This window comes from Pseudomonas fluorescens, from assembly GCF_902498065.1.
In the GTDB taxonomy this organism is placed as follows: domain Bacteria; phylum Pseudomonadota; class Gammaproteobacteria; order Pseudomonadales; family Pseudomonadaceae; genus Aquipseudomonas; species Aquipseudomonas fluorescens_BJ.
In genome coordinates, this window is sequence record NZ_CABVIR010000007.1 from 156,630 (window position 1) to 171,120 (window position 14,491).

13 protein-coding genes are annotated in these 14,491 nt (G+C 60.7%); 7 read left to right on the forward strand and 6 right to left on the reverse strand.

Annotated elements, in window-relative coordinates; genetic code table 11:
• Nucleotides 1-5: 5 nt before the first annotated feature.
• The 6 genes from F8N43_RS22690 to F8N43_RS22720 all read left to right on the forward strand — a co-directional run bounded on the left by F8N43_RS22690 (nucleotide 6) and on the right by F8N43_RS22720 (nucleotide 7,779).
• Nucleotides 6-755 carry a FadR/GntR family transcriptional regulator gene (locus tag F8N43_RS22690; protein WP_191623752.1) on the forward strand — a complete coding sequence of 250 codons (750 nt, stop codon included), beginning with the start codon at nucleotides 6-8 and terminating at the stop codon, nucleotides 753-755.
• Nucleotides 756-1,125: 370 nt separating this feature from the next.
• Nucleotides 1,126-2,037 (forward strand): 5-dehydro-4-deoxyglucarate dehydratase, encoded by a 912-nt coding sequence (gene kdgD, locus F8N43_RS22695; RefSeq protein WP_150633960.1) that lies wholly within the window; start codon nucleotides 1,126-1,128, stop codon nucleotides 2,035-2,037.
• Between the two features lie 61 nt (nucleotides 2,038-2,098).
• A complete protein-coding gene (locus F8N43_RS22700) occupies nucleotides 2,099-3,544 on the forward strand; it encodes an aldehyde dehydrogenase family protein (protein ID WP_150654405.1) in 1,446 nt (481 codons plus the stop codon).
• A gap of 167 nt (nucleotides 3,545-3,711) precedes the next feature.
• On the forward strand, nucleotides 3,712-5,082 hold the full coding sequence (locus tag F8N43_RS22710; RefSeq protein ID WP_150640014.1) for an MFS transporter: 1,371 nt from the start codon (nucleotides 3,712-3,714) through the stop codon (nucleotides 5,080-5,082).
• Between the two features lie 11 nt (nucleotides 5,083-5,093).
• A complete protein-coding gene (gene garD, locus F8N43_RS22715) occupies nucleotides 5,094-6,647 on the forward strand; it encodes a galactarate dehydratase (RefSeq protein ID WP_018929532.1) in 1,554 nt (517 codons plus the stop codon).
• A gap of 190 nt (nucleotides 6,648-6,837) precedes the next feature.
• Entirely contained in the window at nucleotides 6,838-7,779 is a 942-nt protein-coding gene (locus F8N43_RS22720) for an AEC family transporter (RefSeq protein WP_150633962.1), read from the forward strand.
• Nucleotides 7,780-7,936: 157 nt separating this feature from the next.
• Here the strand turns inward: F8N43_RS22720 and F8N43_RS22725 are convergent, their stop codons facing one another.
• The 6 genes from F8N43_RS22725 to gatC all read right to left on the reverse strand — a co-directional run bounded on the left by F8N43_RS22725 (nucleotide 7,937) and on the right by gatC (nucleotide 13,157).
• The gene (locus F8N43_RS22725; RefSeq protein WP_150633963.1) at nucleotides 7,937-8,317 is read right to left on the reverse strand and encodes a carboxymuconolactone decarboxylase family protein; all 381 of its coding nucleotides are present in this window, start codon (nucleotides 8,315-8,317) and stop codon (nucleotides 7,937-7,939) included.
• Nucleotides 8,314-9,375, reverse strand: a complete 1,062-nt coding sequence (locus F8N43_RS22730) for a calcium/sodium antiporter (protein ID WP_150633964.1) — start codon at nucleotides 9,373-9,375, stop codon at nucleotides 8,314-8,316. Before F8N43_RS22730 ends, F8N43_RS22725 begins: the two co-directional genes overlap by 4 nt.
• A gap of 50 nt (nucleotides 9,376-9,425) precedes the next feature.
• Nucleotides 9,426-9,797 (reverse strand): septal ring lytic transglycosylase RlpA family protein, encoded by a 372-nt coding sequence (locus F8N43_RS22735; RefSeq protein WP_150633965.1) that lies wholly within the window; start codon nucleotides 9,795-9,797, stop codon nucleotides 9,426-9,428.
• 148 nt (nucleotides 9,798-9,945) lie between these two features.
• Nucleotides 9,946-11,391 (reverse strand): Asp-tRNA(Asn)/Glu-tRNA(Gln) amidotransferase subunit GatB, encoded by a 1,446-nt coding sequence (gene gatB / locus F8N43_RS22740; protein WP_150640117.1) that lies wholly within the window; start codon nucleotides 11,389-11,391, stop codon nucleotides 9,946-9,948.
• A gap of 10 nt (nucleotides 11,392-11,401) precedes the next feature.
• Complete coding sequence (gene gatA / locus F8N43_RS22745; protein WP_150633239.1) at nucleotides 11,402-12,853, reverse strand: Asp-tRNA(Asn)/Glu-tRNA(Gln) amidotransferase subunit GatA; 1,452 nt, start codon at nucleotides 12,851-12,853, stop codon at nucleotides 11,402-11,404.
• 16 nt (nucleotides 12,854-12,869) lie between these two features.
• Nucleotides 12,870-13,157, reverse strand: a complete 288-nt coding sequence (gene gatC, locus F8N43_RS22750) for an Asp-tRNA(Asn)/Glu-tRNA(Gln) amidotransferase subunit GatC (RefSeq protein ID WP_007941222.1) — start codon at nucleotides 13,155-13,157, stop codon at nucleotides 12,870-12,872.
• Between the two features lie 211 nt (nucleotides 13,158-13,368).
• On the opposite strand from gatC, the gene mreB reads away from it, so the two are divergent.
• Nucleotides 13,369-14,406, forward strand: a complete 1,038-nt coding sequence (mreB, locus tag F8N43_RS22755) for a rod shape-determining protein MreB (RefSeq protein WP_002555108.1) — start codon at nucleotides 13,369-13,371, stop codon at nucleotides 14,404-14,406.
• Nucleotides 14,407-14,491 lie beyond the last annotated feature (85 nt).

Consider the following 14,491-nt stretch of genomic DNA (forward strand, 5'->3'; position numbering starts at 1 on the left):
TCACCATGGAAAACCCGATCGACGCACCACGCCTCCCTCGCAAGCGCCGCAGCCTCGCACAGGAACTGGTGACGGTGCTGTCCGAGCAGATCCGCGACGGTCACCTCAAGCGCGGCGACAAATTGCCCACCGAGTCGGCGATCATGGATGCCCATGGTGTCAGCCGCACGGTGGTGCGCGAGGCGATTTCCCGTTTGCAGGCAGCCGGGCAGGTGGAAACCCGCCACGGCATCGGCACCTTCGTGCTCGACACGCCGAGCCCGAGCGGTTTCCGTATCGATCCGGCCACCGTGGTGACGCTGCGTGATGTGCTGGCGATTCTGGAACTGCGCATCAGCCTCGAAGTGGAATCCGCCGGCCTCGCCGCACAACGCCGCAGCGCCGAACAGTTGGCCCTGATGCGCGCCGCGCTGGACGCCTTGAACGAAAGCGCGGCCCACGCCAGCGATGCCGTGGCCTCGGACTTCCAGTTCCACCTGCAGATTGCACTGTCGACCGGCAACCGCTACTTCACCGACATCATGACCCACCTGGGCACCAGCATCATTCCGCGGACGCGCCTGAATTCGGCGCGCCTGGCCCACGACGACCAGCAGCATTACATGGGGCGCCTGAGCCGCGAGCACGAAGAGATTTACGATGCGATCGCCCGCCAGGATTCCGATGCGGCGCGGGCGGCGATGCGTTTGCACCTGACGAACAGCCGCGAGCGGTTGCGTCATGCCCATGAAGAGGCTGAGGCGCAGCGGGGGTAGGTTTTCCCCGGTTAAGATCTTTATTTCCTGACAGGTCGCCTTCGCGAGCAGGCTCGCTCCCCCATTGGATTTGTGTACAACCACGATCAAATGTGGGAGCGAGCCTGCTCGCGAAGGGCCGACCGCCCTCTCGCAAAACTTCAATTAGTCGCCTCTCCTCCGACAACATACCACTGCCGCCAAACAGGCTCTGCGGCAGCATTTACCTGCCTGAACAGCTGCCTTCCCACCTCATTCCCCCTATGAAATTTACGCCCCGGCGATGAAATGCAGTTGACGGTTATTATTTAAGTTGTACGATGACCTACAACTCGGCGCAAGCTGAACGCTTTCCTCATACACAAACGTTGCTACCCAGGGTGTTCGAATAATGAATCCACAAGAACTGAAGTCCATCCTCTCTTCCGGTCTGTTGTCTTTCCCGGTTACCGATTTCAATGCTCAGGGCGACTTCAATCGCGCGGGCTACATCAAGCGTCTCGAATGGCTGGCCCCATACGGCGCCTCGGCTCTGTTCGCCGCAGGCGGCACCGGTGAGTTCTTCTCTCTGGCGGCCAGCGAATATTCGGAAATCATCAAGACGGCCGTCGACACCTGCGAAACCAGCGTGCCGATTCTGGCCGGTGTGGGCGGTTCGACCCGTCAAGCCATCGAATACGCACAGGAAGCCGAGCGTCTGGGCGCCAAAGGCCTGTTGCTGCTGCCGCACTACCTGACCGAAGCCAGCCAGGACGGCGTTGCCGCCCACGTTGAAGCCGTGTGCAAATCGGTGAAGATCGGCGTGGTGGTTTACAACCGCAACGTCTGCCGCCTGACCGCGCCGTTGCTGGAGCGTCTGGCCGAGCGCTGCCCGAACCTGATCGGCTACAAGGATGGCCTGGGCGATATCGAATTGATGGTGTCGATCCGTCGTCGCCTCGGCGATCGCTTCAGCTACCTGGGTGGTTTGCCGACCGCCGAAGTCTACGCAGCGGCCTATAAGGCACTGGGCGTGCCGGTTTACTCCTCGGCGGTGTTCAACTTCATCCCGAAAACCGCGATGGATTTCTACCACGCTATCGCTCGCGAAGATCACGCCACCGTCGGCAAGATCATCGACGACTTCTTCCTGCCGTACCTGGACATCCGTAACCGCAAAGCCGGTTACGCGGTGAGTATCGTCAAGGCCGGGGCAAAAATTGCCGGCTATGACGCAGGTCCTGTGCGTGCGCCGCTGACCGATCTGCTGCCGGAAGAGTACGAAGCTCTGGCCGCGCTGATCGACAAGCAAGGTGCGCAGTAACACACCCGATTAAACAAGGCCGCTGAGCAATCAGCGGCCTTTTGCGTGAGGAGATTCCCAAGTGGCAGATGCAAAGCGTTTTGATAACTACATCAACGGTGAATGGGTGGCGGGCAGTGAATATTGCGCCAACGTCAACCCGTCCGAACTGACCGACACCATCGGTGAATACGCCAAGGCTGATCTGGCCCAGGTCCACGCCGCCATCGACGCTGCTCGCGCTGCGTTCCCGGCATGGTCCACTTCGGGCATTCAGGCACGTCACGACTCGCTGGATAAAGTCGGTACTGAAATCCTCGCTCGCCGCGAAGAGCTCGGCACTTTGCTCGCCCGTGAAGAAGGCAAGACCTTGCCTGAAGCCATCGGCGAAGTGACTCGCGCCGGTAACATCTTCAAGTTCTTCGCCGGTGAAACCCTGCGCCTGTCTGGTGACTACTTGCCGTCGGTACGTCCGGGCGTCAACGTCGAAGTGACCCGCGAAGCCTTGGGTGTGGTTGGCCTGATCACCCCGTGGAACTTCCCGATCGCCATCCCTACGTGGAAAATCGCCCCGGCCCTGGCCTATGGCAACTGCGTCGTGCTGAAACCGGCGGATCTGGTGCCGGGTTGCGCCTGGGCGCTGGCCGAAATCATCTCCCGCGCAGGCTTCCCGGCGGGCGTGTTCAACCTGGTGATGGGCAGCGGTCGTGTAGTTGGCGATGCGCTGGTGCAGAGCCCGAAAGTCGATGGCATCAGCTTCACCGGTTCCGTCGGTGTCGGTCGTCAGATCGCGGTCAGCTGCGTCTCGCGCCAGGCCAAGGTTCAGCTGGAAATGGGCGGCAAGAACCCGCAGATCATTCTCGACGACGCCGACCTCAAGCAAGCGGTCGAGTTGTCGGTACAGAGCGCGTTCTACTCCACTGGCCAGCGTTGCACCGCTTCGAGCCGCTTCATCGTCACTGCCGGGATTCACGACAAATTCGTTGAAGCCATGGCCGAGCGCATGAAGTCGATCAAGGTCGGCCACGCGCTGAAAACCGGTACCGACATCGGTCCGGTGGTTTCGCAAGCTCAGCTTGAACAGGACATGAAGTACATCGACATCGGCCAGTCCGAAGGTGCGCGTCTGGTCAGCGGCGGTGGTTTGGTAACGTGCGACACCGAAGGCTACTACCTCGCGCCAACGCTGTTTGCCGACAGCGAAGCCGCGATGCGCATCAGCCGCGAAGAGATCTTCGGCCCGGTGGCCAACATCGTTCGCGTGGCGGATTACGACGCGGCACTGGCCATGGCCAACGACACCGAATTCGGTCTGTCGGCGGGCATCGCCACCACATCGCTGAAGTACGCCAACCACTTCAAACGCCACTCCCAGGCCGGGATGGTGATGGTCAACCTGCCGACGGCGGGCGTGGATTACCACGTTCCATTCGGTGGGCGCAAAGGTTCATCCTATGGATCGCGCGAGCAGGGTCGCTATGCGCAAGAGTTCTACACGGTCGTAAAAACCTCCTACATCGGTTCCTGATTCACCGCCGTACCTGTGGGAGCTGGCTTGCCAGCGATAGCATCACCGCGAAGTGACTGACACTGCGCGGTGCCTGCATCGCGGGCAAGCCCGGCTCCCACAGGAAGTCAGCGCCTACAAAACATCGTTATTACCCGCATAAAAATAATCAGTGGGAGTACATCTACATGCAATCGACCCAAAAGCCGACTCACGTCCGCTATTTGATCCTGCTCATGCTGTTTCTGGTGACCACGATCAATTACGCCGACCGGGCGACCATCGCCATCGCCGGCTCCAGCCTGCAAAAAGACCTCGGCATCGACGCGGTCACCCTCGGTTATATCTTCTCTGCATTCGGTTGGGCCTACGTGGCCGGGCAAATTCCCGGTGGCTGGCTGCTGGACCGTTTTGGTTCGAAAAAAATCTATGCGCTGAGCATCTTCACCTGGTCGCTGTTCACCGTGCTGCAGGGCTATGTCGGCGAGTTCGGCATGTCCACGGCAGTGGTTGCGCTGTTCATGCTGCGCTTCCTGGTGGGCCTGGCCGAAGCGCCATCCTTCCCCGGTAATGCACGCATCGTCGCGGCCTGGTTTCCGACCGCTGAACGTGGCACCGCTTCGGCGATCTTCAACTCGGCGCAATACTTTGCCACTGTATTGTTCGCGCCGCTGATGGGCTGGATCGTCTACAGCTTCGGCTGGCAGCACGTGTTCATCGTCATGGGCGTGATCGGCATCATCTTCTCGGGCATCTGGCTCAAGGTTATCCACAGCCCACGCCAGCACCCGATGATCAACGACGCCGAGTTCAAGCACATTGCCGACAACGGCGGCATGGTCGACATGGACCAGGACAAAGGCAAAGGCAAGAAGGTCGACGGTCCGAAGTGGGACTACATCCGCCAGTTGCTGACCAACCGCATGATGCTCGGCGTGTACCTCGGCCAATACTGCATCAACGGCATCACCTACTTCTTCCTGACCTGGTTCCCGGTGTACCTGGTGCAAGAACGCGGCATGACCATCCTCAAGGCCGGTTTCATTGCCTCGTTGCCGGCGATCTGCGGCTTCATTGGTGGTGTGCTCGGCGGGGTGATTTCCGACTACCTGCTGCGCAAAGGCCATTCCCTGACCTTTGCCCGCAAGGCGCCGATCATCGCCGGTTTGCTGGTCTCCAGCAGCATCGTGGCCTGCAACTATGTGGATGTTGAATGGATGGTCGTGGGCTTCATGGCCCTGGCATTCTTCGGCAAAGGCGTGGGTGCGCTGGGTTGGGCGGTGGTGTCCGACACCTCGCCGAAACAGATCGCCGGGCTCAGCGGTGGCCTGTTCAACACCTTCGGTAACATTGCGTCGATCACCACGCCGATTGTCATCGGCTACATCATCAGCTCCACCGGCTCGTTCAAATGGGCGCTGGTGTTTGTCGGTTGCAACGCACTGGTTGCAGTGTTCAGCTACCTGGTGATCGTCGGTCCGATCAAACGTGTGGTGCTCAAAGAGCCACCGGTCAACGGCCCTGAAACAAACAACAAATTGTCACAAGCGCATTCCTGAGGAGCGGCGTCATGCAGTTGATTGAACATTCCGACTCGCCGCGCTACATCCGCCTGCACGAGCGGGACAACGTCGTGATCGTGGTCAATGACCAAGGCGTCCCGGCAGGCACCGAGTTTCCCGATGGCCTGGTGACGGTGGACTTCGTGCCGCAGAGCCACAAAGTCACCCTTGAGGACATTCCCGAGGGCGGCCAGGTGATTCGTTACGGCCAGACCATTGGCTACGCGTTGCAGCCGATTCCGCGCGGCAGTTGGGTCAAGGAAGATCAACTGCGCATGCCCACCGCGCCACCGCTGGACAGCTTGCCGCTGTCCACCGAAGTGCCGGCCGCGCAGGCACCGCTGGAAGGTTTTACGTTCGAGGGTTATCGCAATGCCGACGGCACTGTCGGCACGCGCAACATTCTCGGGATCACCACGACGGTGCAGTGCGTTACTGGCGTTCTGGATCATGCGGTCAAACGCATCAAGGACGAGTTGCTGCCCAAGTATCCGAACGTCGATGACGTGGTCGCGCTGACTCACAGCTACGGCTGCGGCGTGGCGATCACCGCCACCGACGCGTACATCCCGATTCGCACCGTGCGCAATCTGGCGCGCAACCCGAACCTGGGCGGCGAAGCGCTGGTGATCAGTCTGGGCTGCGAGAAATTGCAGGCTGGGCAGGTGATGCACGAGAACGACAGCTCGGTGGATTTGAGCGAGCCGTGGTTGTATCGCTTGCAGGATTCGAGTCACGGTTTCACCGAGATGATCGAGCAGATCATGGCGCTGGCCGAGACCCGTTTGAAGAAGCTCGACCAACGTCGCCGGGAAACCGTGCCAGCGTCCGAGTTGATCCTTGGCATGCAGTGCGGCGGCAGCGATGCGTTCTCCGGCATCACCGCCAACCCGGCGCTGGGTTACGCCTCTGACCTGTTGCTGCGCGCTGGCGCGACCGTGATGTTTTCCGAAGTCACCGAAGTGCGCGACGCGATTTACCTGTTGACGTCCCGTGCCGAAACCGAGGAAGTCGCTCAGGAACTGGTACGGGAAATGGACTGGTACGACCGTTACCTGGCCAAGGGTGAAGCGGACCGCAGCGCCAATACCACACCGGGTAACAAGAAGGGCGGGTTGTCGAACATTGTCGAGAAGTCCCTCGGGTCGATCGTCAAATCCGGCAGCAGCGCGATCAACGGCGTGCTGGGCCCTGGCGAACGTTTCAAGCGCAAAGGGCTGATTTTCTGCGCGACCCCGGCCAGTGATTTTGTCTGCGGGACGCTGCAGTTGGCGGCCGGGATGAACCTGCATGTGTTCACCACCGGTCGCGGTACGCCGTATGGTTTGGCGATGGCGCCGGTGGTGAAGGTATCGACCCGGACCGAACTGGCGCAGCGCTGGCCTGACTTGATCGACATCGATGCCGGGCGGATCGCGACCGGGCGCGCTTCGATCGAGGACCTTGGCTGGGAGTTGTTTCACTACTACCTGGATGTCGCCAGCGGCAAGAAGCAGACGTGGGCGGAGCAGCATAAGCTGCATAACGACATCACGTTGTTCAACCCGGCGCCGATCACCTGAGACCGCGTTATCGTTCATCGCCAGCAGGCTGGCTCCCACAATGATCTTCGGTGTTCACACAGTTTGTGCAACAAAGAAGATCTCCTGTGGGAGCGAGACCGGCTTGCCGGCGATGGCGATCTACCAGACGCCAACGTCCTCGGTGGCTTATCATTAGCCAACTAACGACACCCTCAAGGTTCTCCCCGGCATGCTGGCAATCTTCCTCGAAACCCTGAACATCACCGCGCCGGTGTTTGCCATGCTGTTTCTGGGTGTGCTGCTCAAGCGCATCAACTGGATCAACGACAACTTCATTCACACCGCGTCGGCCTTGGTGTTCAACGTCACCATGCCGGCCTTGCTGTTTCTGGGCATCCTGCATGCCGACCTGCACGCCGCACTGCAACCGGCGCTGCTGATCTATTTCTCGATTGCGACGCTGGTGTGTTTTGCCATCGCCTGGGGCTGGGCGATCTGGAAGTGTCCGCGAGAAGACCGCGGGATTTACACCCAGGGTGCGTTTCGCGGTAACAACGGCGTCATTGGCCTCGCGCTGGCAGCGAGCATGTACGGCGATTACGGGATTTCCCTCGGGGCGATTCTCGCGGCGCTGGTGATTCTGTTTTACAACACGCTTTCGACCATTGTGCTGGCGGTCTACAGCCCGGTGATCAAGTCCGACCCGTGGAGCATCTGCAAAAGCGTGATGATCAACCCATTGATCATCAGCGTGTTTGCGGCGGCGCCGTTTGCGTATTTCAAGATCGGTTTGCCGGGCTGGCTGGAGACGTCCGGCCAGTATTTGGCGCAAACCACGTTGCCGTTGGCGTTGATCTGCATCGGCGGCACGCTGTCGCTGGCGGCCATGCGCAAGAGCGGCAATATTGCGCTCAGCTCCAGCCTGGTAAAGATGATCGGCCTGCCGGTGCTGGCGACGCTGGGCGCTTGGCTATGGGGCTTTCGCGGGGCGGAGTTGGGGATTCTGTTCCTGTACTTCGGCAGCCCGACCGCCGCGGCCAGTTTTGTCATGGCGCGTCAGGCCAACGGTAATCATGAGCTCGCGGCAGCGATCATTGTGATCACCACGTTGATGGCGGCGGTGACCACCAACATCGGGATCTTCCTGCTGCAGTGGGGCGGGTGGATCTAGCTTCACGATTTTCAGTGATCCTAAGGGCCTCATCGCGGGCAAGCCCGCTCCCACAGTGATCTTCAGTGCTCACACAATTAGTGCAGCAAAGAAGATCCCCTGTGGGAGCGGGCTTGCCCGCGATAGCGATTTCAATGTCACTGCAAAAGCCAGACTGTTACTCGGGCTTCTGGTAGCTATCGATCACTTCCTGCGCCGCCCGAAACGCATCGATCGCCGCCGGCACGCCCGCATACACCGCGCAATGCAGCAGTGCCTCGCGAATCTCTTCCACCGTGCAGCCGTTGTTCAGCGCGCCGCGCACGTGACCTTTCAACTCTTGCGGGCACTTCAGCGCGGTCAGCGCGGCAAGGGTGATCAGGCTGCGGGTTTTCAGCGGCAACCCTGCGCGATTCCACACACTGCCCCAGGCGTGTTCGTTGACGAAATCCTGCAGCGGCTGGGTGAACTCGGTGGCATTGCCCAAGGCGCGATCGACGAAAGCGTCGCCCATCACTTGGCGGCGGACTTCAACGCCGGGTTTTTTATGGTCGGTCATGGCAATTCCTTCTTGTGGTGTTGGCGACGCCAGGCGCGTAGCGACGTGAACAGCAAGAACGCCACAAGCGTCGGCAGGACGAAAAACAGCATCAGGTGTTCAAGCTTGCCGGCCAGCGGCATGCCGGTGGTGAATGACACCACGTGCAGACCGTAAGCCAGGTACAAGCCCAAAAACAGCAGACCTTCGGCGCGGGTCACCCGGTAGCCGGAATAGAACACCGGCAGGCACAGCGCCGCGACGCCGAGCATCACCGGCAAATCGAAATCCAGCGCGTTGGGCGAGACCGACAACGGCGATGGCGCGATCAGAGCAGTGACGCCCAGTACGCCCAACAGGTTGAACAGGTTGCTGCCGATCACGTTGCCGACGGCGATGTCGCGCTGACCCCGCAATGCCGCAATCAATGAGGTCGCCAGTTCCGGCAACGAAGTGCTGACGGCGACGATGGTCAGGCCGATGATCCGCTCCGACAGCCCCAGGTCCGTAGCGACCGACACCGCCGCGCCCAACAGCAAATGCCCGGCGTAGATCAGCATCGCCAGGCCGGCGACGATCATCAGCAGACTGCTGACCCACGGCACTTGGGGGCCTTCGTGGAGTGGCGATTGCGGGCGGACCGAGTGCCGCGACTGGCGCAGCAACAAGCCCAGATACAGCACCAGCGCCGCCAACAGCATCACGCCGTCGGCCCGGGTCAGTTCTTCATTCCACGCCAGAACGAACACCAGCAGGCTGGCGCCGATCATCAGCGGAATGTCCAGGCGCACCAGTTGCCGCGAGACCCGCAGCGGGATGATCAGCGCCGAGAGCCCGAGGGTGACGAGAATGTTGAAGATGCTGCTGCCGATCACGCTGCCGACGGCGATGTCGGCGTTCTGCGCCAGCGTGGCTTGCAGGCTGACGGCCATTTGCGGGGCGCTGCTGCCGAGGGCGACGATGGTCAGGCCGATGATCAGCGGTCGGACATGCAGGCGCGCGGCCAGGCGCACGGCGGCGCGCACCATCAGCTCGGCACCGGCGATCAGTAGAACCAGGCCGCTGAGCAGTTCAATCATGCTGAGCAGGGGGATGTCGGCAAGTCCGAAAATGGTCGGGGCTCCGTCAGTCAGTCGAGGGCTTGCACGCGAACCCGTGCGGTGCCGCTTTTAAGCATGCCCAGTTGCTCGGCGGCTTCATGAGACAAGTCGATCAGACGTCCGCGAGTATGCGGCCCGCGATCATTGATGCGGACGACGCAGGACTTGTCGTTTTTCAGATTAGTGACCTTCACCCGTGTACCAAAAGGTAGTTGGCGGTGGGCGGCGGTCAGGGAATTCTTGTCGAAACGCTCACCACTGGCGGTGCGTTTGCCTTGGTGTCTGGCGCCGTAATAGGACGCCACGCCTGTCTGGTCGTAGCCGTGTGGATCGACGACATCGGTGCTGGCGCAACCGGCGAGCAGAGAGAGCAGGGCGCAGGCACCCAATAGACGCTTCATTCAAGGTCTCCCGAAAACAAATGTGGGAGCCAGCCTGCTGGCGATCGCGGAGTATCAGACACGGGTATGTTGAATGTCAGACCGCAATCGCCAGCAGGCTGGCTCCCACAAGGGGTGGAGCCAGATTTGACGGCTGGCTCCATTCTCATCAGCCTTCGAGCTTGCTTTTCAGCAGTTCGTTGACTTGTTGCGGGTTGGCCTTGCCTTTGGAGGCTTTCATGGCCTGACCGACGAAGAAGCCGAACATCTTGCCGCGTTTGGCTTCGTCTGCCGCGCGGTATTGCTCGACCTGCTCGGCGTTGGCCGCAAGCATTTCGTCCAGCACCGCCGAGATCGCGCCGCTGTCGGTCACTTGCTTCAGACCGCGCTTGTCGATGATCTCGTCTGCGCTGCCTTCACCGTTGGCCATCGCTTCAAACACCACTTTGGCGATCTTGCCGGAGATGGTGTTGTCCTTGATGCGCAACAGCATGCCGCCCAGCTGCTCGGCCGAAACCGGCGATTGATCGATGTCCAGGCCTTGTTTGTTCAACAGGCTGCCCAGTTCAACCATGACCCAGTTGGCCGCCAGTTTGGCGTCGCCGCCGATGCTCGCGACTTTCTCGAAGTAATCGGCTTGCTCGCGGCTGGTGGCCAGGACGCTGGCGTCGTAGACCGACAGACCGAACTGCTCCTGGAAGCGCTCGCGTTTCTGCGGTGGCAATTCCGGCAGCGTGGCGCGCACGTCGTCGAGGAACGAGTTCTCGATGACCACCGGCAGCAGGTCCGGATCGGGGAAGTAACGGTAGTCGTTGGCTTCCTCTTTGCTGCGCATCGGACGGGTTTCGTCCTTGTTCGGATCGTACAGGCGGGTCTGCTGGATCACCTTGCCGCCGTCTTCGATCAGCTCGATCTGACGCTGCACTTCGGTGTTGATCGCCTTCTCGATGAAGCGGAACGAGTTGACGTTCTTGATCTCGCAGCGCGTGCCGAACTCAGCCTGACCTTTCGGGCGGATCGACACGTTGCAGTCGCAGCGCAGCGAACCTTCGGCCATGTTGCCGTCGCAGATGCCCAGATAGCGCACCAGCGCGTGGACGGCCTTGACGTAAGCCACGGCTTCCTTGGCGCTGCGCATGTCCGGCTCGGAAACGATTTCCAGCAGCGGCGTGCCGGCGCGGTTCAGGTCGATGCCGGTGGCGCCGTTGAATTCTTCGTGCAGGCTTTTACCGGCATCTTCTTCCAGGTGCGCGCGGGTGATGCCGACACGTTTGACCGTGCCGTCTTCCAGCGCGATGTCCAGGTGGCCCTTGCCGACGATCGGCAATTCCATCTGGCTGATCTGGTAGCCCTTGGGCAGGTCCGGGTAGAAATAGTTTTTACGGGCGAACACGTTGTGCTGGCCGATCTCGGCATCGATAGCGAGGCCGAACATCACCGCCATGCGCACCGCTTCCTGGTTCAGCACCGGCAGTACGCCAGGCATGCCGAGGTCAACCAGGCTGGCCTGGGTGTTCGGCTCGGAACCGAATGTGGTGGAACTACCGGAAAAGATTTTCGACCGGGTGGTGAGCTGGGTATGAATCTCCAGCCCGATCACGACTTCCCATTGCATGTGTTTCTCCTCAGAAGCCGGTTGGGGTGCGGGTGTGCCAGTCAGTGTTCAACTGGTACTGGTGCGCAACGTTGAGCAAGCGGCCTTCCTGGAAATACGGGGCGAGCAATTGCACGCCGACCGGTAGACCGTCGACAAAACCTGCCGGCATGGACAGGCCCGGCAGACCGGCGAGGTTGGCGGTGATGGTGTAGACGTCTTCCAGGTACGCAGCGACCGGGTCGCTGTTCTTGGCGCCGAGCTTCCAGGCCGGGTTCGGCGTGGTTGGGCCGAGGATGATGTCGACCTCGTTGAAGGCGGCCATGAAGTCGTTCTTGATCAAGCGACGAATCTTCTGCGCCTTCAGGTAATAGGCGTCGTAGTAACCGGCGGACAGCGCGTAGGCGCCGACCATGATCCGGCGCTGCACTTCCGCACCGAAACCTTCGCCACGGGAACGCTTGTACAGGTCTTCGAGGTTTTTCGGGTCTTCACAGCGATGGCCGAAACGCACGCCGTCGAAACGCGACAGGTTGGAAGAGGCTTCTGCCGGGGCGATCACGTAGTACGCAGGAATCGCGTGCTGCATGTTCGGCAGGCTGATTTCCTTGATCACGGCGCCGAGCTTTTTCAGCTCTTCGACACTGGCCATGACCAGGTCGGCGATACGCGGGTCCAGGCCGGCGCTGAAGTATTCCTTCGGCACGCCGATGCGCAGACCTTGCAGCGAGCCGTTGAGGCTGGCGCTGTAATCCGGCACGGGTTCGTCGATGCTGGTGGAATCCTGCGGATCGAAACCGGCCATGCCTTGCAGCAGGATCGCGCAGTCTTCGGCCGTGCGGGCCAACGGGCCGCCCTGATCGAGGCTGGAGGCGTAGGCGATCATGCCCCAGCGCGAAACGCGACCGTACGTCGGTTTCAGGCCGGTGAGGTTGGTCAGTGCAGCGGGCTGACGGATCGAGCCGCCGGTGTCGGTGCCGGTAGCCGCCGGCAACAGGCGCGCCGCGACCGCCGCAGCGGAACCGCCGGACGAACCACCCGGAACGTATTCCAGGTTCCACGGGTTTTTCACCGGGCCGTAGTAGCTCGACTCGTTGGCCGACCCCATGGCGAATTCGTCCATGTTGGTCTTGCCCAGCGTCACCGCGCCGGCAGCTGCCAGTTTGGCAACCACGGTGGCGTCGTACGGTGCTTTAAAGTTGTCGAGCATCTTCGAGCCGCAGCTGGTGCGGATGCCTTGGGTGCAGAACAAGTCTTTGTGGGCGATCGGCGCGCCGAGCAGGGCGCCGCTCTCACCGTTGGCCCGGCGAGCGTCAGCGGCTTTCGCCTGCTGGAGCGCCAGGTCTTCGGTGAGGCTGATGAAGCTGTTGAGCTGAGGATCGAGCTGGGCGATGCGCGCCAGCAGGACTTTGGTCAGCTCTTCGGAAGAAAACTTTTTATCGGCGAGACCGCGGGCGATCTCGGCCAGAGTCAATTGATGCATTGCAGGCTCTTTCCCTTTAGTCGATGACTTTCGGAACCAGGTACAGGCCGTTTTCGACCGCTGGTGCGATGGACTGATACGCCTCGCGATGATTGGTCTCGGTCACGACGTCTGCACGCAGGCGCTGGCTGGCTTCCAGTGGGTGGGCCAGCGGCTCGATACCGTCGGTATTGACCGCCTGCATTTCGTCGACCAGCCCCAGAATGCTGTTCAGGGCCGAAGTAATATGTGGAAGATCGGCATCATCGAGGCCAAGGCAGGCCAGATGAGCGATTTTTTCCACGTCGGAGCGTTCAAGCGCCATTGCGATTCTCCAGTGGAAAACAGAACGGACGGCGTCCGTGTGTTAGATTGTCGGAACACTACCGCATTTCTACGGTCATAAGGCCGCGATTGTGGGGGTTGGTGCACAGAAAAGCGGCCAATTTAACATATTGGCGCCTTGCCCAAAATCCCTGTCGTTGTTAGAGTTTGCCGCACTTTTTTACCCACGCGTTGCCTAGGGTCCCTTTCCCATGTTCAAGAAACTGCGTGGCATGTTTTCCAGCGATCTTTCCATTGACCTGGGCACTGCCAACACCCTTATTTACGTGCGCGAGCGCGGAATCGTCCTGAATGAGCCATCGGTTGTGGCTATTCGGACACACGGTAACCAGAAAAGTGTCGTTGCTGTCGGCACCGAGGCCAAGCGCATGCTCGGCCGTACGCCGGGCAACATCGCGGCCATTCGTCCGATGAAGGACGGCGTGATTGCCGACTTCAGCGTCTGCGAAAAGATGCTGCAATACTTTATCAACAAGGTTCACGAAAACAGCTTCCTGCAGCCTAGCCCTCGTGTGCTGATCTGCGTTCCATGCAAATCCACTCAGGTTGAGCGTCGTGCCATCCGTGAATCGGCCCTTGGTGCCGGTGCGCGTGAAGTGTTTCTGATCGAAGAGCCGATGGCAGCTGCGATCGGTGCCGGCCTGCCGGTTGAAGAAGCACGCGGTTCGATGGTGGTCGATATCGGTGGCGGTACCACTGAAATCGCGCTGATCTCCCTGAACGGTGTGGTTTACGCCGAATCCGTACGGGTGGGTGGCGACCGCTTCGATGAAGCGATCATCACCTACGTACGTCGCAACTACGGCAGCCTGATCGGCGAATCCACCGCCGAGCGCATCAAGCAGGAAATCGGTACAGCCTACCCGGGCGGCGAAGTTCGCGAAGTCGACGTTCGTGGCCGTAACCTGGCTGAAGGCGTTCCACGCGCATTCACCCTGAACTCCAATGAAGTGCTGGAAGCTCTGCAAGAGTCGCTGGCCACTATCGTTCAGGCCGTGAAAAGTGCACTGGAGCAATCGCCGCCGGAGCTGGCTTCCGATATCGCCGAGCGTGGCCTGGTACTGACCGGTGGTGGCGCCTTGCTGCGTGACCTCGACAAGTTGCTGGCCCAGGAAACCGGTCTGCCGGTGATCGTTGCCGAAGACCCGCTGACCTGCGTTGCTCGCGGCGGTGGCCGTGCATTGGAAATGATGGATAAACACACCATGGATCTGCTGTCCAGCGAGTAAGTCGCCGGATCGCTTCTATGCTGTTGAGCGCGCAGGCGGCACTTTGCAGTGCTGCCTGTTTGCGTTTACCTTCTGTCAGTCTGTA